The organism is Arthrobacter sp. Y3223166 (genome assembly GCF_059090935.1).
The window spans coordinates 230,795-251,786 of the sequence record NZ_JBNHGE010000001.1; the positions used below are offsets into that span (position 1 = coordinate 230,795).

At 61.3% G+C, this 20,992-nt stretch carries 15 protein-coding genes; 6 read left to right on the forward strand and 9 right to left on the reverse strand.

All coding sequences use genetic code 11. The annotated features are described in order from the left end of the window. The first annotated feature begins 966 nt into the window (after window positions 1-966). Window positions 967-1,275 (forward strand): hypothetical protein, encoded by a 309-nt coding sequence (locus AC5RUH_RS01150; RefSeq protein WP_494127665.1) that lies wholly within the window; start codon window positions 967-969, stop codon window positions 1,273-1,275. A gap of 29 nt (window positions 1,276-1,304) precedes the next feature. On the opposite strand, the gene AC5RUH_RS01155 is transcribed toward AC5RUH_RS01150, so the two are convergent. From AC5RUH_RS01155 to AC5RUH_RS01185, 7 genes are all read right to left on the reverse strand, one after another. Continuing rightward, window positions 1,305-1,799 (reverse strand): SDR family NAD(P)-dependent oxidoreductase, encoded by a 495-nt coding sequence (locus tag AC5RUH_RS01155; protein ID WP_494112254.1) that lies wholly within the window; start codon window positions 1,797-1,799, stop codon window positions 1,305-1,307. A 173-nt stretch (window positions 1,800-1,972) separates the two neighbouring features. Continuing rightward, window positions 1,973-3,397, reverse strand: a complete 1,425-nt coding sequence (locus AC5RUH_RS01160) for an APC family permease (RefSeq protein WP_494127666.1) — start codon at window positions 3,395-3,397, stop codon at window positions 1,973-1,975. 429 nt (window positions 3,398-3,826) lie between these two features. Further along, a complete protein-coding gene (locus tag AC5RUH_RS01165; protein ID WP_494112252.1) occupies window positions 3,827-5,014 on the reverse strand; it encodes an acetyl-CoA C-acyltransferase in 1,188 nt (395 codons plus the stop codon). A 497-nt stretch (window positions 5,015-5,511) separates the two neighbouring features. Further along, on the reverse strand, window positions 5,512-6,540 hold the full coding sequence (locus AC5RUH_RS01170; RefSeq protein ID WP_494024059.1) for a beta-keto acid cleavage family enzyme: 1,029 nt from the start codon (window positions 6,538-6,540) through the stop codon (window positions 5,512-5,514). 335 nt (window positions 6,541-6,875) lie between these two features. After that, window positions 6,876-8,027, reverse strand: a complete 1,152-nt coding sequence (locus AC5RUH_RS01175; RefSeq protein ID WP_494127667.1) for a saccharopine dehydrogenase family protein — start codon at window positions 8,025-8,027, stop codon at window positions 6,876-6,878. Window positions 8,028-8,146: 119 nt separating this feature from the next. Further along, a complete protein-coding gene (locus tag AC5RUH_RS01180; protein WP_494112249.1) occupies window positions 8,147-9,973 on the reverse strand; it encodes a hydantoinase B/oxoprolinase family protein in 1,827 nt (608 codons plus the stop codon). Then, entirely contained in the window at window positions 9,970-12,048 is a 2,079-nt protein-coding gene (locus tag AC5RUH_RS01185) for a hydantoinase/oxoprolinase family protein (RefSeq protein WP_494024056.1), read from the reverse strand. Before AC5RUH_RS01185 ends, AC5RUH_RS01180 begins: the two co-directional genes overlap by 4 nt. 204 nt (window positions 12,049-12,252) lie before the next feature. On the opposite strand from AC5RUH_RS01185, the gene AC5RUH_RS01190 reads away from it, so the two are divergent. The 3 genes from AC5RUH_RS01190 to AC5RUH_RS01200 all read left to right on the forward strand — a co-directional run bounded on the left by AC5RUH_RS01190 (window position 12,253) and on the right by AC5RUH_RS01200 (window position 14,986). Then, on the forward strand, window positions 12,253-13,773 hold the full coding sequence (locus AC5RUH_RS01190; protein WP_494127668.1) for a class I adenylate-forming enzyme family protein: 1,521 nt from the start codon (window positions 12,253-12,255) through the stop codon (window positions 13,771-13,773). 125 nt (window positions 13,774-13,898) lie between these two features. After that, complete coding sequence (locus AC5RUH_RS01195) at window positions 13,899-14,501, forward strand: TetR/AcrR family transcriptional regulator (RefSeq protein WP_494127669.1); 603 nt, start codon at window positions 13,899-13,901, stop codon at window positions 14,499-14,501. 77 nt (window positions 14,502-14,578) lie between these two features. Continuing rightward, a complete protein-coding gene (locus tag AC5RUH_RS01200) occupies window positions 14,579-14,986 on the forward strand; it encodes a nuclear transport factor 2 family protein (protein ID WP_494024053.1) in 408 nt (135 codons plus the stop codon). A gap of 709 nt (window positions 14,987-15,695) precedes the next feature. On the opposite strand, the gene AC5RUH_RS01205 is transcribed toward AC5RUH_RS01200, so the two are convergent. After that, window positions 15,696-16,901 carry a cytochrome P450 gene (locus AC5RUH_RS01205; protein ID WP_494024052.1) on the reverse strand — a complete coding sequence of 402 codons (1,206 nt, stop codon included), beginning with the start codon at window positions 16,899-16,901 and terminating at the stop codon, window positions 15,696-15,698. Window positions 16,902-17,381: 480 nt separating this feature from the next. Between AC5RUH_RS01205 and AC5RUH_RS01210 the strand changes: the two genes are divergently transcribed. Together AC5RUH_RS01210 and AC5RUH_RS01215 are read left to right on the forward strand one after the other, a co-directional pair. Continuing rightward, entirely contained in the window at window positions 17,382-18,119 is a 738-nt protein-coding gene (locus AC5RUH_RS01210) for a glucose 1-dehydrogenase (RefSeq protein ID WP_494024051.1), read from the forward strand. A 161-nt stretch (window positions 18,120-18,280) separates the two neighbouring features. Continuing rightward, the gene (locus tag AC5RUH_RS01215) at window positions 18,281-18,796 is read left to right on the forward strand and encodes a hypothetical protein (protein WP_494024050.1); all 516 of its coding nucleotides are present in this window, start codon (window positions 18,281-18,283) and stop codon (window positions 18,794-18,796) included. Window positions 18,797-19,243: 447 nt separating this feature from the next. Here the strand turns inward: AC5RUH_RS01215 and AC5RUH_RS01220 are convergent, their stop codons facing one another. Then, entirely contained in the window at window positions 19,244-20,527 is a 1,284-nt protein-coding gene (locus AC5RUH_RS01220; protein WP_494127670.1) for a cytochrome P450, read from the reverse strand. Window positions 20,528-20,992: the final 465 nt, after the last annotated feature.

Genomic DNA, 20,992 nt, shown 5'->3' on the forward strand with positions numbered 1-20,992 from the left:
ATATCCGTCTGGATGCGAAGGCTGACCCTTGCGCGGCCGCCGAATGGTGGATAAGTGCGAATGATTTACTTGGAGGCCGGACACCGCTCCAGGATTTGGAAAACGGAATGCTCTCTGAATCTGTCATTGGCCAGCTCCTGACTAACTAAGGGCAACCGATCGTGCCGTTCGGCTGTGGAGTTCCGCCCAGTCTGCCTGAGGCTGCGGCGGGCTTGAGGCATCAGCACACGACAGGTAGGACGTGGGGACGATTCACGGGCCCCTCCCCTAGGTTGACGAAAGGTAGCTTATCGGCGTAAAAACCAGCCTAAAGCAGGGAAGTTTCCCGCCCGGAAGACGACCCGGCCCCGGGGATGGGAGCTGGACAGCTTTGTGCAGACCGACGGAGCGCCGAAAAGTGCCACGTTGCTGAACTGGTCCCCCAAAAGTTGGACTATTCCTAACTACTGCAGGACTGATAAGAGAACAGCGGCTCCGACGATGAGGCAGGCCATGCCAAGGGCACTTAGGCCGAGAAGCCCTGTCCGCTGTACGTCAAGGGGCCACCTTTCCGTCGCGGATTTCTGTAGGCAAATATGGCCGTGGGCATGCCAAGCAAAATACCAGTGCTTATGAGTATCAAAGCCGTCTGCATGGGGTCATGATATTGGCCGTAGGTTGGAGAAAGACTCGCCTTCCGGCTGGGCTTCAAGCTACCCGCGCAGCCCTGAAAACACTACGCTTTGCCCTACCTAACCCATCTCGGTTCGCGGCTAAGAGAATCCAGGCCGGGAGCAGCAGGACTGCACGGTAAAGGAGGCCTTCTTGGATGGAGACTCGGGCATTCCGGACTGGTTGCTTCCGGCGTGGCTGCTGGTTTCTGTCGTACTGATTGCGGCAGCTGCAGTACGCGGCCGGAGATCCAGGGCGACTGCTGCGTCCCGGGAAGTCCACGTAGAAGGTGTGAGGGCCTCTAGAGAGTTCACGGTGACCATCGGGCTGGAGACGTTGCACGAAGAACTTCGTTCAATAGTGTGCAGCCAGAACAGATTTTCACGGATCAAGGCGGTCCCCGGCGGGATGATCATCAACACACGGATCAACTTTTGGAGCTGGGGCGAGGTCATCGAAATCAAAAATTATGAGACAAGCGCAGGCACCAGAGTTTACGCATCTTGCCGGCCGCGGTTGCGAACCACCGTGATCGACTATGGGCAGGGCGCCCGCGACTTGAGCCTGCTGACCGGTCTCCTGTGGGAACGAGTCGGATCACGTGATCTTGACCCCGACCGCTAATTCCTCCACGAGATCTCGATGACCAACGGTCAGCTTCTCTTTCCGTGACGTGGCAGGCCGGCCGCGTTAATGCCGTGGATTTTGGTCGTGCGGTTGGGTAGCGGCCACAGCTGATTCACTGCCACCACCCGATCGAACTCATTCGGAGCTGTGTCGGCCCGGGAATGGACGCTGAGGACGCCGGCGTTGTTGACAAGGCCGTCGAGCCGACCATGCTCAGCGGATATCTCCTCGATGACGTTTTGCCCAACTTGCTTCATCCGACACATCCTTTTAAGCAGTTCCTCGATCACCAACCTGGCTTCAAGCCGAACTACTGGAGCGCCAATGTAGCGATGGATGCCGTCGGCGAACGAGACGTGGGAGAGGGAACCCTTGATTTCCCGGGAGACATCAAACTTTTTTGGATCTTCCCAATGCCGTTCATCCCGATTGCCGGAGACCAGCAAGTCACCGTCGCGCCCTTCATAAGCGCTCCCACAGTTGCTCGAACGATACTCCCTGCGCCGGTCAGGGGCTGCCACCCGCTTCGCCCAGACCCTTCGCTACGCGAGGAAGAAGCCACCAAGGCACGTCCGTCAGTCCGCCCCGTCCTACTCCTTTGGGGTTCATCAGTCCTCCCCTGTATCGGGGTTGGACGGGGCGCGATGCTGGGCGCTCTCACTCTGTTGGTGCCATGGATGGGCGAGCCTAGCTGTCAGACTGACTCTTTGTCCATCTCTGGAGGATCAGACAGTGATGATCGATCGCTCCCTCCAATCTTCTGATAGTCGTCTGCCCTACGGATCTTGATAATCGATGCGATGACCACGCCCACGGCGACTGCCAAGAGGGGGATCAGGACCAAGGCAATGTTCTCGCCGGGTTGCCCGCCGACGACCAACTCGAAGTTCATGAATCCGTAGACGGCAATCGCAATCAGGAACAGCGCGGAAGTAAGCGGTGCAATGAGCGTCTTCCAGATGTTTTCCCCGGAGCTTCTGTCTTTGAACTTGAACCATACGATGACGGAGATGCTCACAAGAGCCATGGAGACGATGATCCCCATGCTGCCAAGTCCAGCAAGTTGTCCGTACAGAGTGGATGGATCACTGCCGGTAGCCACAAGAATCAAGAGGGTGAAAGCCGAAAACACCGAGACGGTTGTCGACGCCCGAGCAGGGGACTTAAACTTCGGATGCACCGTGCCAAGAGTCCGCGGGAGTCCACCATCGACGCCGATGGTGAAGACATACCTCGTCGAGGCGTTATGAATGGACAGGGTGGCAGCCAGAATTGCTGTGATCACCAGCACGCCTATAGCGTCTGTGAACCATCTGCCGATGAACTGCTCTGCGGCGATGGAAAACATTGCCTCCGGCTGCTCGCTCGCTGTGGTTTCAGCCGCCCCAAAGGCGCTAACCAGCATCCACACCGATGCGGCGTACATCAATCCGATGAAGAGGAGAGAAATGTAGGTCGCCCGGGGCACCGTGCGGTCAGGGTCTTTGACTTCATCTCGATAGAGGGCGGTGGCCTCGAAGCCAATGAACACCAGAATCGCGAACAAGAAGCCGACCAGGGGATTGCTGCCTGAGAACTCGGCAAGGTTAAACGGCTGGAGGCTCAACCCTTCTGCGCCGCCCTGCGAAGCAACGGCGAAGTTGAAGAGTAGGAGGAGCCCCACTTCGACGAACATGACCACCATCAAAACGCGCGCGGAAACGTCCACGTTGAAGTAACCCAGGAAGGCAACAAGAGCCAAGGTCGCTAACGCGCCAATCGACCAGGGGACTTCAGGCCCCCCGAAGCGTGTCACGATGTCTGTCAACGTCATCCCGGCGAAGACGTACACTCCGATGCCAATGATGGGGTAGGAGATCGCTGCCAAGAATGCGGCACCCAGCCCCATTCGCCGGCCGAGCCCTGCCGTGATGTATGCATAGAACGCACCCGTGCGAGGCATGCGTCGTGTCATTGCCATGTAGCCGACAGCGAAGACTAGGAGTCCAGCGGTAACCACGAGGAAAGCAGTGGGGGCCGTGTTGCCAACGACCATGATGGTCAACGAGAAGTAACCGGCCATGGTGACTAGAGGGGATGAGAAGGCTAGAACGCTGAGCACAAGCTTCCAAGTACCCATGGTCCCTGAGAGACGGTCGCTGGGACCAGAACTCTTGTCTTGCATTGTGGGCTCAAGGGGAACCGACATGATGAGAGGCCCTTCCTGGCGGATAGCGGAGAAACGGACTGGACGTTGAGAGGCGGATGGGAGTCAGAGCCTGCATGATGCGACGGAATCAGGTTCGCGGCACCCGTGGCTCGTATGGCGTAGATTAACGATCGTTAAGGGATTACCTGTGAGATGATTTTCCATGATGATGGGGTCCCAACCAATCGAGCCCGACGTATTGCATGTTGATCAAATCCCTGGACAGCGGGCCTGCAGCCCTTCGTGACAGTGCGGCACCGGTCCGATGCCGCTGAGTCCACGACGCGCAGGCCATCTGAGGGTCCAAGCACGCAAACTCCTTACTGCTGAGTGCCGTCGTCGGGATTTTGAAACCGGTTCTCACCGAGACAGCAGCAGCGCTTCGCCTTGGCCGCCGCCGCCGCACAGTGCCACGGCTGCTTTGCCAGTGCCGCGGCGCATGAGCTCGTGCACGGCGGAGACAACGACCCGCGCCCCGGAGGCGCCGATCGGATGTCCGAGTGCGATCGCTCCCCCGTTGACGTTAACTATGTCCATGCTGAGGCCGAGTTGTTCCGCCGAGTGCAGGGCAACGGAAGCGAACGCCTCGTTGATCTCGACGAAGTCCAGATCCGCTACTGTCCATCCCGCCGTTTTGAGTGCTTTGCTGATCGCGCGGGCCGGTTTGTCCGGCAGGGAGGTGTCGGGGCCTGCGCTCTGTCCCGGGGCACCGAGCGTCGCAAAAATCCTGAAGCCGTGAGTCTCCGCGTAGCCGCGGGTGGTGAGGACGACAGCGGCGGCACCGTCACTGAGTGGGGAGGCGTTGCCGGCGGTGACCGTGCCGGTTGGGGAGAATGCTGGCCTGAGCCTGCCGAGTGACTCCTCGGTGCTATTGGCGCGCACGCCCTCGTCGGTTTCGGCGAGTTCGGCCTCCCCCCGGTGCTGGGGCACCTTGACGGGGATGATTTCAGCGTTGAAGAGCCCGGCGGACTGGGCGGCCGCCGCGCGGCGATGGGAATCGGCGGCGGCTTTGTCCTGATCGGCGCGAAGGATGCCCATCGCATCATTGGCACGGTCAGTGGCCAGACCCATGCTTATCTGGTCAAAGGCGTCCGTGAGGCCGTCATGAGCGGCGGAGTCTATTAGCGCCGCGTCCCCATAAAGGTGCCCGCGGCGGGAATCCCGCAGCAGATGCGGGGCGTTGCTCATGGATTCCTGCCCGCCGGCGACCACCACCTCGGCTTCTCCAAGCCGCAACAGGCGGCTTGCCTCGATGATGGCGCTCAGCCCGGATAGGCAGACCTTGTTGACGGTGGCCGCGTGGGCGCCGAGGGGGACGCCTCCGGCGAGGGCGGCCTGCCGGGCAGGATTCTGTCCGGATCCTGCCTGGAGCACTTGTCCCATGATGACCGCTTCGACGGCATCCGTTCGGATCCCCGCCTGGCCCAGCGCTCCTGCGATCGCTGCGCCACCGAGCTCAACGGCGGACAACGGTGCCAGCTGGCCCACCAGCTTGCCCTGCGGTGTCCGGGCGGCACCGACAACGACTACGTCGGTACTGTTTTTCATTTTTCTCCTTGAACGGGTGGTAGCCGAAAGCCCGGGAGCGGCAGTGGGCCCTGGCTGTGGCTTAGCTCGAAACAGCAAAGGGCACGCAGCTCCCGTTGGAACGCGGTGCCGGTTTCCCCAGCAACAGGGTCAAGCCTCCCGTATGGAGGGGGTAGTTGGCGTTGAGGATCATTCACAGTTCGATCTGCTCTGGCCCGGCCCCTACACCCTCGTCCTGCATTGCGGTGATTTCCTCGGCCAGCGCGGCCAAGATCCGGCCAGGACGGGTACCGGCATCTGTAAGGTGAGATGCGGCCGCCGACCTCTAGATAACCAAGCTGTCCCCCAGCCACGAGCCTCGTGATGCTGCTACAGATCCTGAAGCGCTGGGGATAGCTCTCGGGCACGTTCTCGCAGATGTGCAGCTGAACGGCTCCTGCGCGATCATTCTCTGGTTCGATCAGTTAAACGTCGTGCAGGTCGGCTTTTGAGCCGACCTGCACGATTTCTGAGGGGACTCAGCTGGTCACGGAGGCTGCCTCGCGTGACTTCAGACCCATGATGGCGCGGGTCTCCGCGGGAGTGGCGACCCGGCGACCGACGACCTCGGCCAGCTGCTGCGCGAGCCGGAATGCCTCGAGGTTGCTGCTGATCCGATCATCGCGGTGGGGCCACTTGAAGTACGTGTCCTCCATGCCGACCCGGATGTGCAGACCCATCAGAGCGGCCAGAGTCGCTAGGTGAGTCGAGGCCCGACCGGCGGCACACACCATGATGACCGCCTCGGGGTCGACATCGCGGATGGCTTCGACTGTTCGGGTCAAGCCTGCCACCATCTGTCGCGGGTTCTCCATCGGGCTGCAGCCTGGCAGCGCCGGCAGGACCAGCCATACCGCGCCGCTCTTGATGAGCCCAGACTTAAACAGGTACCGGTCGGCGTTGGAGACATCCGCATCCGTGTAGACCGCGATCTCCGGAACCGAACCGGCCTCCAGGATCTTGCGGGTCTTCTCCAGCAGGATCGGGGTCGGTTTCACGAACAGCGAATCACCCACGTAGGTGGCGGTACTGTTGATCGGAGCGGCGTCCAGCAGCCCGGACTCGAGGACCTGCTGCATCTTCTCCCACTCGCCGTCCAGAGCCGGAACCAAACAGGCGTCCACGGGAACTTCGGGGAATTCCTCGTGCAGCGGCGCAATGACGGCCTCGAACCGCTCCGGGGATAGCACGTTGTACCCATCCTCATCCCTGACGTGGATGTGGATCGCACTCGCCCCGGCAGCTGCGACTTCCCGTGCCGACGCCAAAATCTCATCGGGGGTGATGGGCTGGTTCGGGTTCTGGTCGCGACGGAAGAAGGCACCCGTGATCGCCACTGACACGATCATCTGCTCCGGGATCTCCTCCCACGGCTCCGAGATCGGAGCGTCGTGGTAGCACGTACTCTCCAAGTCCATCACGGTCGGGATGCCGTACGGGCGCCAGATCATCTTCTGGTTCTCCCTGGCTACGCCCTTGGAAACCCGGTTCCAATCGATGTTCGTCATGATGCTCCTTTGGTTTCTTCTCTGAAGTGGATGCATCGGAGAACCTCCACACAGGTTCCCGAATACGCCCTCGACTGCTCTTTATTGAACATTAATTAATGAGTGTTGGTCAAGGGGTCTTGGTAGTTCTCTGCCAACTGCTTAATTCCCTAGGCTGCCCGTAGATCCTGCAACAACTTCGCCGCGCCGACTACACGACGGCGCAACCCCCGCACCCCAGGTGCCTCAGACAATGCGTGCAGATGCCGATTCGCGGGAGACCAGCATCTTCTTCGTCGAGCAGATCGCCTCCGTTTTACGGCGACGAATGGATCTTTCTGGATACGCTCGGGCGCCTAATGAGCGCTTACGGCGGTGGCGGCAAGCAGGTCGCGGATTCTGGCCGGTTCGACGATTTCACCGTTCAGCGTGCGGTAGGCGGTCATGCCTCCCCCACCCGCAGATACCTTCCGCAGTGCAGTGAAGAAGTCACTGGGTCGTAGCACCTCAGGCGAGACCGCGCCGGGGCCCGGCACCTGGCCGGCCAGGGCGATCAGCGCGCCGGCGGCGGCTGGTGTGCCCGTGGCATCGTCCTGCGGCATTTGGCCGCCTGACTTGAACACGATCCCCTCCGCGCCGACGCGAACGTCGACGATTAGGCCTGACCCGACCGATGGCCGGTCGCGGTACTGGGCCAGAAACGTGTCGAACGTGTCCGACATGACTTTGCCACTGTCTGCAGTCTCGGGCAGCCTCGACAGGAGCCACCCAAGGTGGGTGAAGTCCTCGGGGATAAGACCGCCTCGATTCACCACGCGTGTCGCGCGGGTAAACAAGGGAAGGGTGAGAACCTCGGGATGGCTCAATGTCAAGACCAACTGCTCGCCAATCGGCTCGGGGAACTCGACGCGTTGCGGATTTAGCGCCTCCCATGCCGGTGTTCCCCCGAACTCGGGGATTGCTGTCGCGAATGAATGCGCGAAGTGCGGCACGACCGCGCCCGACATGTCGTTGGCATCGACACACCAGGTGATGTCTACACTCGCTTCGCCCGGTGGGAGTGCGTCGAGCGCGAGCCGGACCAGCACGTTCGTCGTTCCCGGCGCGGATCCCATGCCGATGAGGGCAGTCACTCCGGCCGTCACTGCTGCATCGTTCCGCTGGAGCAGCAGGGCCGTTGCATCCGCGTCGTCGCAGATATCAACGTAGTCCGTGCCGGCCGCGATGGCTGCGTCGAGGATAATCGGGCCGAGCTTGAAGTATGGACCCGTGCAATTCAGCACCAGATCAGCGTCTGCAAGAACACGGTGCAGCACGTCTGCTTCCGCGATCAGATCGAACTGCCGCAGCTCTACCGGGTGGTTTCCGGCGACGATCGCCTCCGGATCACGGAAGGCGCGATCGCAGGCAATGATGCGAATCGCTTCCTTTGCTCGTCCTAGTCCCCGCAGCACTCCGGATGCCTGTGCGCCAGCGGCGCCGAGAAGGACAACTCGTTTTTCTGACATAGCCCTACCTTTGGTTTGGTGTCGGCCCGCAGAGGGGCAACGGTCATACATTTGTTGGCTGATTCCGGATAGCTCCGGTTCAATGCCCGGAACTGCCTCATCCGGGTCATTGAGCGCGGTCAGGAATTTGCCGCGGCGCGCCGTGCAGAGGTAGCGGCCTCGTCGACAGCTAGCCCGTCTGGCCCGTCGGTGAAGACGACTCCATAGGTTGCGGTGGCGTGCTCGCGGGTCTCCCATCGCTCGTTGACATCGTGCAGGACCAGGGCAGGGTCCCGGTCGAGGGGAGAGCCGTAGCCTCCTCCGGAGGCATCGATCCCGATGATAGTCTCGCCCGGCTGAAGGTGGACCGTCGCGGCGTTCGGCAGGCGTTCCCGGGTACCGTCGGCCCGCTCAATCCACGACTCGGCACGGCGGCCATTCTGCCCGTTGGCGACCCCCTTTGCGGGCTCGACTTGGCCGTCGCAAAGGTAGATCACGGTCACCGGTCCGTTCGTCGGCGTGTAGGCCAGTTCGAAGGCGGGACCGCCGCGGAACCTGCCCGCACCGGCCGAGTCGGGAAGGATGCGCATGTAGCGGTGTCGGATCGGCATCTTGATCTCATCGATCTCCACCGAGTCTCGGTACATGAGCCCGCTCACGCACGGAACGCCGTAGGTCAGCCACCCGTCGGCGAACGGACTTGCTGGTCCGCCGTTTGCGGTCACGCACACCTGATTCACGAAGGCGCTGTTCGTACGATGGTCCATGCCCGAGAGAGTTGCATAGCCAACACCGACACCGACGGCCCCTTCCGCTACACCATGGTTCTCGCCGAGCTGTACGAACGCTGCGCCGACGGCGTTGATGAGGCGATCGGTGACGTTTGTGGTCGCGACCGAGCAACTGTGCGGGAACTTCGGCTTGCCGACCGCCGAACCCTCGTTCATCGCGATCCGTACCCGGCGAAACGCACCGGAGTTTTTCGGGATGTCCGCCGTTAGTGCATTGAAGATTCCACCGAATACTGCCGCTGCCGTCGTCGACTCGGTCAGGTTCAGGCCGCAGTCGACGTTCGGTCCGTTCTCGGTGAGATCGACGTCGATCATCCTGTCGCGGGGGTTGATGTCGATGATCACGGAGAAGTCGAGGCCGTCGGGAAGGTATGGCTCGAAGGCGTCGTGCCGGCCGGTGTTGCGAATCGTCGCCCCAGGCAGTTCGGCGATGGCTGAGGCCATGACCGTTTCCGAGTAGTCCAGCCAGTCCTTGATGAACTGCTTGACCCGATCCATGCCGTACTTGGCAACGAGTTCCTTCAGGCGCCGCTCGGCGACGCGGGCCGCGCCCAGCTCCGCCAAGAAGTCTCCATACCACTGGGACGGCACCCGGATGCGCGAACGGCACATTCGGATGACATCGTCGATGTTCTCGTAGCCCGACTGGACCTTGACGACGGGGAAAATTACGGCGCCCTCTTCATAGACGTCTCGGGCGGCGGCGTGGTACGTCGTCGGAATGGAGTTTCCGACATCGGCCTGGTGGGCTTTGGCGACTGCCGTGAAGAGATGCTCACCGTCGATGACAACCGGGACCAGGACGGTGTGGTCGGCCGCATGCGAGTTACCGGTGTACGGGTCATTGTCCAAGAAGGCGTCTCCCGCGCGCAGTTCGGGATGCGCCCGGCGCATCGCTGCGGCCTGGAGTTGGGTGCCGTAGATGTGCACCGGCAGGCCCTCGGCGGCGGCCAGCAGTTCGTCGTCGCTGGTCAAGATGGCGCACGAAAAGTCGCGCGCACTGTTGATCACCGCAGACCTGGCGGAGCGCAGCAGGGTGTTGGTCATCTCGCGGACAATGCCGTCGATCTTGTTTGCCATGATCGCCGTCTGCACGGCGTCGAAGGCCGGCGGGGCGTTTAGTCCCTTCCCTCCGGAACCCTGGGTTTCGGTGGCTTCGAATGCGGGTGCGCTCATGCTGCTCCCTCCTCAATCTGCAGTAGGTAGTTGCCCGCGTCGGATACCCGGGCAGCCATGCCGGGGAAAATGACAAGGGTGGTGGTGGGTTCTTCGACGATCGCGGGGCCTAGTACTCGGGCCCCGGGACGGAGGTCGTCCGGCTTGTACACGGGTGTGTCCACGGAGCCGTGCTCACCGAAGTAGCACGTGCGCGAGCGGGTCGACACTGCCTCGTGGTCTTCACTGGACTGGCGCGAATCCTTCACGCTGGGCAGTTCAATCGTGATTCGTGCCGTCCAGTTGAGGAACTCAATATCACTGCCGATGTCGCGCACGGCGTAGACGCGTTCATGTAGATCATGGAAGGCGGCGAAGAGCGCTTGTTGGTCCTCATTGTTGTTGAACTGGTCGCCCGGCAGCGGAACATCGATAGACCAGATCTGGCTTTGGTAACGGGCTTCGACGCTGTACTCAACACGGTAGTGCGGGTAATGGTCCCCGAATCCGGCAGCGAAGTCAGTCAACGACTCGGTGAGGCCGTTGAGCACTCCGTTGACGCCCTGGGCGTCAAAGCCGTGCGCAGTCGTGATAAGTGCTGCGGATTGCTCCTTCACGATGTCGGCGAAGTGCATGCCGGATGCAGACAGCGCCGAGGCTAGCTTCGGCAGCACAACCCGCTTGCAGCCGAGCTCCTGCGCGATCTGCATGATGTTGAGCCCGGCAGCGCCGCCGCCTGCGACGAGGGTGCTCTCCTGCGGGTTGAGTCCCTGCCCGATCGTGATCTCGTGCACGGCCTTGACCATCGACTGGCTTGCGATGGTGATGATGCCCCACGCGGTTTCTTCGATCGTCAGGTCGAGTTTGCCCGCCACCTGGCCCACAGCTTCGCGGGCCGCAGCTGCATCGAGGGTCATCCGGCCGCCCAAGAAGTAATCCGGGTCGAAGAAACCGAGAACGCAGGCCGCATCCGAAACCGTGGGCTCGAGTCCACCGTTTCCGTAGCAGGCGGGGCCTGGCTCGGAACCCGCAGACTGCGGGCCGACACGCAGCAACCCGCCGCTGTCGACCCAGGCGATGGACCCACCCCCGGCTCCGAGCGAACGGATGTCGACGGAGGAGATACCGAGCAGATCGCCTTCCCACTGCGGGCCGATCCAGGTGTCGCGTGTCTTGACCACGGCCCCGTCTCGGGAGATCCCCACATCGAAGGTCGTTCCGCCTGTATCTGCGACGATGATGTCCTCGCCGAGATCCTCAGCCCCGGAATAGTGCAAGGCTGCCAACGGTGCCATGGAGGGGCCGCTGCGCGCCGCGTGGATCGGGGACTTAATGACTTCCTCAATGCTCATGACACCACCGAGGCTGGTTGAAACGAGGATGCGATCGGTGTACCCGAACGCACGCAGGTCCTGTTCCAGTTCCCGGAAGTGCCGCTGCATTAGCGGCTTCAACGAAGCGTCGATCGCCGCAGCCGAGGTGCGTCGGTACTCGCGAATGATCGGGGCGATTTGGTGGGACAGGGTCACGGGAACATCGGGAGCCAGCTCCTCAATGATCTCGGCAGCACGCAACTCATGGGCGGGATTGACCACGGACCACAAGAACGCGACAGCGATCGCCTCCATACCGTCAGCCAGGAGCCGCTCAATGGTGGCGCGCAGGTGCACCTCGTCAAGCTCATCCACGACGTTCCCATCAGAATCGATGCGTTCGCGGACCCCCGCGGTGCGGCGGCGAGGGATGTATGGCTCCGGGTAGGGCTTCGAGAAGTCGTGGCCATCGTGCTTGCCACCTTCCTTGAGCACGAGCACGTCCTCGAACCCCGCCGTCGTCAGCAATCCCGTCCGGGCGGTATTACGTGTCACGATGGCGTTTGTCGCCCGAGTCGTCCCATAAATGAACAGGTCCGTGTCGGCGATGAGTTCCTTCGCCGTCAATCCGAGCTGCTCCGCAGCGAAGCCCAATGCCTGCGACATGCCCGTAAAGACCCGATCATGCGTCGTCAGAGACTTCCCGATCAGCGGTTGAGGGCCCCCTCGCACCACGACATCGATGAAGGTTCCGCCCGTGTCTGCCGATATCTGGTACCCCATCCGGCACTCCTTCGTCCTGAGGATTTGCCACGTCTTCTCCGACGTGTTTGAGCCTATTCTTTAACGTTAAGTAAGGAAGTGTCAAGGAACACACCGAGATCGCTCTTCCGCGATACTGATGCTTGACTGTGCCCCCGTCCCGTACAATATTGAATAAGAGTTAAACGTGATGAACTATGTGTATAGCGATGCCAAGGAGGGGCCGTGAGCCTGTTGGACAAATCAGCGATGCCGATGCCTTTCCCCACACTGCCCGAGGCACTGGAACATTGGGCGGTTGAAAGTCCGGGGCGGATGGCTTTGACTGCCGGCCCCGAGGAACTGACCTACGCCCAGCTTTCCGAGCATGTCGGCCGGTGCCGGTCCTGGCTTCGCGCGCAGGGTGTCTCCGCCGGCGACCGCGTCGTCATCGCGGGATTTAATACCACCTCGTGGGTCGTGCATTATCTCGCCGTGCTGGGCCTGGAGGCGGTCATCGTGCCTGCGAACAACCGCCTGAGTCCCAGCCAGTTCGCGGATCAGGTCGCAACGCTCGGAGCCGCACTTGTTCTGCGGGACGAGGACCATGCTGAGCTCTCCTCTGGCGTGAGCGGGGTTCCCGTGCATGATCTGCACCATGAGCTGCCTGTCGAGCCGATGCCGCTGACGAGCCCGTCGCCGAAAGCTGCCGCGTTGATCAGCTTCACTTCGGGAACCACGGGCCGTCCGAAGGGTGCGACTCTAACGCATGACGCGCTTACTCAAGCCTCGTGGGCGTTCGTGCGGGTCATGCACACCGGGCCGGAGGAATCTACCCTCGTCGTGGTTCCGCTCTTTCACAACACTGGCTTTGTCGACCAGTTAGGTCACATGTTGTTGGTGGGCGGTCGAACGGATCTGTTGCGGAAGTACAAGACCGCCTTGGCGATAGAAGCACTCCGTGCCCGCCCGGTGACTTATCTGGCGGCGGTGCCGAGCATCCACCGGCTCATCATGCTGGCCGAGGGCGCCGACGAAGCGCTCGAGCCCATGCGAATCCTGCTATATGGCGGCTCGCCCATGCCGGCAAGCTGGATCCATGAGTACTTGGAACGGTGGCCGAAACTGCGCCTGTATCACGGCTACGGCTTGACAGAATACGGGTCGGCCATTTCGTTCCTCGGGCCTGAGCACGCCGCTTCGCGCGGAGAGTCCGTCGGCCATGCGGTCCCCGGCACGAGCATCCGCATCGTGGGCGAGAACAACCAGGATGTCGCGCCCGGCGAAGTCGGCGAACTGCTTGTTCAGGGCCCGACCATAATGAAGGGTTACTGGCAGCAGCAAGAACTGACCGCCGCGAAAATCACGGATGGCTGGCTGCGCACGGGCGACCTGGCCCGCGTCGATGAGGAGGGCTTCTACTACATCGAAGGCCGGGTCGACGATGTGATCAATCGGGGCGGCGAGAAGATTCTCCCCACCCACGTCGAAGGGCTAATTGCGGAGGACGCCGCGGTGGCTCAGAGCATCGTCTTCCCGCTACCCGACCCCATCCTGCAGCAGCGCGTCTACGCTGCCGTGGAGAAGAAGCCCGGCCAGCACTTCGATGAGGATCGAATTATGCGACATGTCCAGTCCGCCCTTCCGGACTACGCGGTGCCTGAACGGATTTTCGTCTCCGATGCATTGCCGCGGACGGCAAGCGGCAAGATTGACCGCCGTGCAACGGCGGAGCATTTTTCCGCGCTCGTGATAAACGTAAAGTAAGGCAAGCCCAAAGGCCGCCCTTGGAGGGGAACAACATGACGACGACTACGCAACGTCGGGTACCGAAAAAAACACCCGGGCGAACTAATGGTGATGCACGGGGTCAGGTCGGACGGGACCGCGTCATGGCCGAAGCGACCAAGATGTTCCTCAGTGTCGGGTACGCAGGCACGAGCTTGAAACGGATCGCCGCCGAACTAGGTGTTTCCGCTCCCGCCCTTTACTGGTACTTCCCGTCGAAGGAGGATCTATACATCGAAGTCATAGAGGCTTCGATGCGCGATTTCGTTGATTTCGTCCGGGCGGCCACGACATCGACGGATCCCGTCGAGCAGCTCGAGCAATTGGTGCGAGCTCACGTGATTTGGCAGCTTGATCAGACGGAGTCCGCTCGTGCGTTCGACCTAAGCCGCGTTCAGAGCCCAAATATCCCGACCGAGCGGTTCGAGCCGACGCGCCAACTCCAAATTGAGTATCGCGGCGACGTGCGACTTCTGTTGCAGCGGGGCCAGACCCTCGGTGTCTTCGACATCGACGATCTCAAGGTGACGGCCTCGGCAATCATCACGATCTGCGAGTACTCCCACACTTGGTTCAACCCCCAAGGGCCGCTGACCAGCACCCAAGTGGCTGACAAGATGGTCGACCTAGCCCGCCGGATGGTCGGGGTCAAAGCCATCGAGCAGGAGGCCGCGAGCCAGCCGGCCAAGCCCCAGTCAACCAATTAGCACCACGAGGATAAACGATCAATCAACTGCCTTGGGTGGCCTGGCCTACCCAAGCTACGACTTCGCTGGAGGATATTATGAGCGCCGAATCTACACGGGAGCTACTGCGTCAGTACCACGAGGCCTGGGGCCGCGGGGACCAAGAGGCCGGCATCGCTTTTTTTGCCGATGACGTCGTTGTGCACATGGGGGGGAACGGGCCGCTCGCAGGTGACTACCATGGCCGCGACGCCTTCGTGAACGACTGGATCGGTCGTGTGAATGACTACGTAGATCGCTGGGAAGTCGGCGACGAGGACGAAATCCTGCTCGTCGGTGATGACGGTGTGCTCATGATGGTTCATGAAGTCTGGGGCAAGGGCGATCGGTCGGTCAAGACGGATCGCCTGGGCTTTTATCGCTTCAAAGAAAATAAGATCGTCGAGTGCTACTTCAGCGACATGAACCAGCCCGAGGTAGACGCCTTCTTCGGTGACCTCAGCTGAACTAAGGCTTCTGGTCGAGAACGCTCGGTGGAGATGTAGCCCGGACCTCGCTCCGGGCTACATCTTCGCTTCCGGGGTCGCCCGGATCCACCCAGGGTGTCCCCATGTTCTTCCGCAGAGGATTAAGCTGCTGCAAGCGGGGGTGTTTTGACGGTCGCGGAGCATGGCGAAGTGGGCAGGGCCGCGGCGTCCGGCCAAGGCAATCGACGCTTATTTGCGGCGTTTCCCCTCGGCGCGTTTCCGGCCGTAGCACTCTTCTTATTCGAAGGGATGGCCGCCGCGGATTGAAGTAGCCGAGCTACCGGTCACCGGTGCGGATCCGGAGTAGAAGGCCATCTCCTGCGGAGACGAAGTCCTTGCCGACGATCGCGGTGACGATCCGAGCTTCCGTACTGAGGCTGCCCGCCGGCGTGAGGTCAGGACGAGGAGAAGAGCCCTCGAGGCCCACTGCGTGGTCACTATCCTGAGCTTGGAAGGCCGTACTGCTTCCAGTCACGTCAGCAGTTGGGTTGGACCGGTTTGAGCCAGCCCCGTCGGGCCCGGGCCTTAGTGGTTCTGGCGGGAGGCGAGCGTTCCGGGTGGGCCATAGGCCGCCGATCGCGAGTTCTTGGCCGCAGGACCTGCCACAGCCGCGGCACTCGGCGCAGATGACGGCGCCGAGGAGTGAGAGGCGGCCGCCATGATGTCAAGACGGCCGCCCCCCGACTGTTCAGGAAAGCCGTACTGTCAGTCCCTCGCAGTTGCGATGCCGGTCGGAAAAGACCCAGTCCGGCTCTCCGACGATCTCGATTTTCTCGGCCCGCTCGGCGAGGACATCGAGCACAGCGCGCATCTCAATCCGTGCGACGGCCTGCCCGCAACAGCTGTGAGTGCCCGCTCCGAAAGCGATGGCCATGCTGGCTGAGGCTGGGCGAGTCCAGTCGAATCCATCGGGATCGCGAAAGACCTCCGGATCGCGGACGGCTGCCCCAAGAATGAACCGAACCATGGTGTTGGGAGGAATCCTGACTCCCCGGATTTCGTAGGGTTCAGTGGTGTATCGATCGACAAGCACCTCTGGCAGGGCACGCCGGAACGCCTCGTTGATGATTGCGGTACGCGTGTCAGGGTCTTCCCGATAGGCCTTCCATGCCTCTGGATAAGCGGCCATGTCGGCCAGTGCCGAGGCCATGGTGTAGCCCGGGTTGTGCGCGGCGGACCCCCACAAAATCTGCAGCGATTCTTTGAGCTCCCGATCGGTCAGGCCACCCTCGTCCGTGATCCTGATCATCTCGTCGATGAGCCCTTCACCGGGGTTCTTTCTCTTCTCCTTGATCAAGCGATCCGCGTTGAACATCATGAACCCAAACCCCTCCCAGGCTCGGGTCTTTTCCTCTTCCGTGGGTTCCCAGCCAAGGGCGTCCATAGTCTGGTTGGTGGCCAGGATGTAGGGCATACCGTCCTCGCGCGGGATTCCGAGCACCGAGGCCATTGCGTCTTGGGCTGGCTGCACACCGAGGTCCCGGTGGGCATTTATGATCCCGTCCGCTCCCATCCTGTCAAGAGCCGTGCGTGCTGACTCGGCGGCTACGTCGCCCATTCCCTTGGCCGCTTTGGGCGTCAGCCATTTGCGGAACGACTTGTGTATCCTGCTGTGCCGCTCGCCCTCGGCGAGCAACACGGAGTTGAGGTTGTTGGCCCAAGGGCTGTCTCCGATCCCTTCCGGAGGCACAGCGACGAGTGAGGCGCTCTTGAGGTGCTCGGTGACGTCATCGTAACGAGTGACGACAATCGTGCCGTCCTCGAGCTGGAGGAGGGGGAACTCTTCGCGCACACGCGCAAACCACGGCCAAGGAGCCTTGACGAATGCCGGGTCCCGCCAAGGCAGGAGGTTCTCGCCAGGGGGTGCGGTGGGCACATGCTGTGTCGTTGTCACGGTGTCTCTTTCATCAGGGTCATACGAGTTGCGTGGCAGGGCGGCCGGGGCAGTGGCGCTGCTTCACGCTTCGACTCGGCCGGCAATCCCTGAGCGCCAGTTTGGCAAATCAGCAATCCACGGGCACTTCTTTAATTGATGTTAATTGGATCACAGGCAGCCGTCAACAGTCGTCGATAAGCCGCTCGTATTCAGGGAGAGACGCACGGGATCCAATCACGCCGGGACCAAGAGTTTGACCCACCACAATGGCCAATACACTTCGGAGGAGGAGCATGTTCGGGATTTTGAGCTGGTTTACCGGGTTTGAGAGCTGATTCGTTGGTGGCGGAGATGATGCCAACCCCGCTTCTTCTCGCCTTCAGTTGCTCATGAACCCTGAGGCCAATCGTTGCGCACCTTGGAGGATCGCCTTTTATGGCCGCCACGTCTAAAGTTAACGTAGATTCAATAAAGACTGTCTAAGGGTGGAGGGGTTCGATGGGCGATATGGACAAGAGACGAGTGGCGGGCAAGGTGGCTATCGTCACCGGGGGAGCCCAGGGCATGGGCGAGGCGCATGTGAGAATGCTGGCACGCCATGGCGCTCAGATTGTCATTGCCGATCTGGATGAAAAGCGAGGAAAACATCTCGCCGATGAGCTTGGCGAAGCGGCAGTTTTTGTGCGCGTCGATGTGTCGGCCCCCGCAGACTGGGAAAACGCGATGTCGATCGCCAATTCGCGCTTCGGGGAGGTGACCGTACTCGTCAACAACGCCGGGATCCTCCTTCTCAACAGGATCGACGACATCTCGCTGGAGGACTACAGGAAAACCATCGAAGTGAACCAAATTGGCGTCTTGCTTGGTATGCAGGCAGTCATCCCCGGCATGAAGCGCGCCGGCCGGGGTTCCATCGTGAACATAGCCTCGAGCGCGGCCATGGTAGGCATGGTAGACAACTTTGCCTATACGGCCTCGAAGTGGGCGGTCCGGGGCATGACCAAGGCTGCGGCTCTGGAATTGGCTCCATTTGGCATTCGCGTCAACGCCATTGCCCCCGGCGAGGTGAACACTCGCATGATCGCGGACCTCGACATACCCGTAGCGGACACCCCTATCGGACGCTTCGGGTCGCCGGACGAGGTCGCATATCTTGCCCTGTACTTGGCCTCAGACGAGTCTAGTTACACGACCGGTGCTGACCACGTCATCGACGGGGGATACACAGCGAGGTAGTACGTATCGCCAGGTGGTGCTCGAGCCCTAGAGTCCGCTCCCCTATCGAATGAAAAACATGAGCATGCTTCACAACCGTTGTCCGGCGACGACTATTCTCGTCGGACGCTTCCCGTCCCATAAGTTCGGCGTCTAAACAGTGCGACAAAGGAGATGCATCAGTGAACAAGGTGAATGAAACCGTCCGCGCTGAGCCTGACGCGCCGTGGGAGATCTTATTGCGTAAAGCCTATGAGGGCGAGGTCGTCGGTGAAGCGATGTACGCCTCGCTCGTGTCGTTGGCAGAAAACGATTACCAGCGGTACGCTGCGCGTCTTCTCGCCGATGTGGAAAGGGAGACCGGTGACATGCTGCTGCCGGTCCTGGAGCGACACGGAGTCTCGTTCGATAGAGACGCTGCCTGGCAGATCGGAGAGGACTTCACAAACGAATCCATCAGTGAGGGATGGTCCGGGTATTTTCGGAAGATAGAGCCACTCGCTGAGGTCGCTCTGAAAGGCATGAAGCGGCTTCACGCAATGAGCGATGAGGCCGATCAGGCGGTAACGAGCCGCGTCGTCGCCCATGAGGAAGCCTTTCTTGAATTCGTGCAGCGGGAGCTGCAAGGCGCCGCTGATCCCGTGGCGCCTTTGGTGAAGTTCTTGGATGAACACCGGCGTCTGACAGACCGTGCGTAAACAACCCAGCAAATTGCTGCGCCTCGTGAGCGGAGGCCCATGGCGCTGGGACAATCGGGCGTGCTGCCGCCCGATTCATCGAGTCCTCGACCGCAGATGCCACGCCTTCCCTAGAAGTCTTGGGATGGCGTGACGTCACCATGGAGCGGCCTTGCTGTGGTGTCCTTGGCAGCCGCCGGGCGATGTGCGAGGCGGCTACCGCGTCGCGGAACCAGCGGCCGGCAGTGCGCTAAAACCTCCCGCCGTCACCAATCGTGATCACGGCAGATAACCTCACTCTTCACCCTCCCCGGCAAAGTGGGGCAAGTGCCCATCTCAGCGGCAAGAGGTCAGTAGCGGTCCGCCGTCCCATCGTGGTGGACCCGAACACTCAGGCGCAAGCATTGCTTGCGCCTCTTCCCGCACTTCAGGCCCTCGCTCGGCTGCATCGCCCGCATGCCTTGGCCTTCAGTTCCCCAAGCGCAGCGGAAGCTTGGTGAAGTGCCGTGAAAAGTCAGTATTGTCCATCTCGAATGGCGCAGCCAACTCGATGGTTTTGAAGCGTGCGGCCACCGTTTCGAAGATGGTACGTGCCTGGCTGCGGGCATACCCTTGGCCGGCGCAGGTGTGCGGACCGAGGCCGAACGACAGGTTCTTGCTGTGGTCCTGGGGGCGGCGGAAGTCGAAACGGTGCGGATCCTCGAAGAAGTCGGGGTCACGGTTTGCGGCCCCCATCATGTACCGAAGCCGCGATCCGGCCGGGATCTGCACACCCTGGATGGTGACATCCTCCAGCGTGGTGCGGTAGAAAGACAACTCAGGCGGGTCGTACCGGACCATCTCGTTGATGATGGCATCGCGGGCGCCGTCTTGATTTCGGAAGGCCTCATAGACCTCGGGCAACTCGGCGAAAATGCGCAGGCCGGCGGCGACAAGGTAGCCGACGTCCATATGCCCGAGGCTGTAGAGCATGAGAGCGGTGGCGCGCATCTCCTGGGCTGACATTTTGCCCTCCTGCTGCGCTTCCAGCAAGGCGTCGGTGAGGCCGTCGGACGGTGAGATCCTGTGGGCTTTGATGAACGTGTCCATGCGCTGGGCGAGCTTGTCGAAACCATCGGCAGCCATTTCGAGTGTTCCCGGCCGCGGCCGGGCCGCCAGCATAGGCATCGTTTGGGCCATTTCGGCCATCACATCGCTCGCGTCGCCATCATCTACCTGCAGCACCCGGCACATAGTTCGGTGCGTTGGCAGGAGCGATAGATCGAGCCAACCATCGAGGGTGTTTCCTTGCATCTCGTCGAGGATCTCGTTTGTGACTACCGCAGTCGTTGTGACCCACTCACGCACGGCTTTCGGGGCAAACCACTTTGTCGTCTGGCGCCGCAATCTGGTGTGATCCGGGGCATCCCTGCCGATGATCGTGGAACTCGCAACCGACCACGGTCCAGCCGCATCCCAGCCGGGTTCGACCGACATACACGGCAACTGTCCGAATTCCATGACATCGGCGTAACGCGCGACCACGTATGCACCCGTCTCGTCAAGCAGTACCGGCCGCTCGGCCTGGGCGCGCGCATACCAAGGATTCGGGTCGCGTTCGAACTCGGGGTCGTCCCAGGGGTAATACTCATTTGCCGACAGCTTCCCGTCCCCGGGGGGGAGAGTCACACAGGTGTTCAGTGCGATGCCCCCGAATCGAAAGGCAGCACGGTCCTTACGTGGGGTCTTGATTAGAGATGAAGTGCTTTCCATGGCTTCCTCTGTTTCTGGTCATGCCAAGAACGCAAGGTCTCGGCGATGCAGACATCTGCGGCATCAGTGAGTGGTCCCAGAGATCGGGCCCCCGTCGCCCCCGCTATCGCCACGTCGCCTCTGCCGAGGCCGTGGCTATTGGCGTCGAATACCTTTGCAGGTGAAGCGGTGTCAGCTCATGGCGCATCCGCTCGTCCAGCAGCCGTTTAGGGAGATACATACTTCCTTAATGAACATGAAATAGTGGTGCGTGTCAAGAGTCACATCTCTTGCAAGGCAGGCGCATGACCGCGCCCCTTCGTCGTGCGCGACCCCTTTACACTCATTCAATGAATGAACTAGGATCGAGTTTGAAAATGACATAAGTCACATGGTGCCGGCGCTCCGACGGAGATTGCCCGCCGTTCCGTATAAATGCGTCGTCAATCCCGCTGGCGCACACGTTGGACAGGAAGCCGAGAAAAC

Coding starts and splice junctions, on each gene's coding strand:
- AC5RUH_RS01175 (WP_494127667.1), bottom strand. CDS start 8,027: ATGTCAGAAAAACGAGTTGTCCTTCTCGGCGCCGCTGGCGCACAGGCA.
- AC5RUH_RS01200 (WP_494024053.1), top strand. CDS start 14,579: ATGAGCGCCGAATCTACACGGGAGCTACTGCGTCAGTACCACGAGGCC.
- AC5RUH_RS01170 (WP_494024059.1), bottom strand. CDS start 6,540: ATGACGAACATCGATTGGAACCGGGTTTCCAAGGGCGTAGCCAGGGAG.
- AC5RUH_RS01185 (WP_494024056.1), bottom strand. CDS start 12,048: ATGGGGTACCAGATATCGGCAGACACGGGCGGAACCTTCATCGATGTC.
- AC5RUH_RS01165 (WP_494112252.1), bottom strand. CDS start 5,014: ATGAAAAACAGTACCGACGTAGTCGTTGTCGGTGCCGCCCGGACACCG.
- AC5RUH_RS01160 (WP_494127666.1), bottom strand. CDS start 3,397: ATGGGTACTTGGAAGCTTGTGCTCAGCGTTCTAGCCTTCTCATCCCCT.
- AC5RUH_RS01220 (WP_494127670.1), bottom strand. CDS start 20,527: ATGGAAAGCACTTCATCTCTAATCAAGACCCCACGTAAGGACCGTGCT.
- AC5RUH_RS01195 (WP_494127669.1), top strand. CDS start 13,899: ATGGCCGAAGCGACCAAGATGTTCCTCAGTGTCGGGTACGCAGGCACG.
- AC5RUH_RS01180 (WP_494112249.1), bottom strand. CDS start 9,973: ATGAGCGCACCCGCATTCGAAGCCACCGAAACCCAGGGTTCCGGAGGG.
- AC5RUH_RS01210 (WP_494024051.1), top strand. CDS start 17,382: ATGGGCGATATGGACAAGAGACGAGTGGCGGGCAAGGTGGCTATCGTC.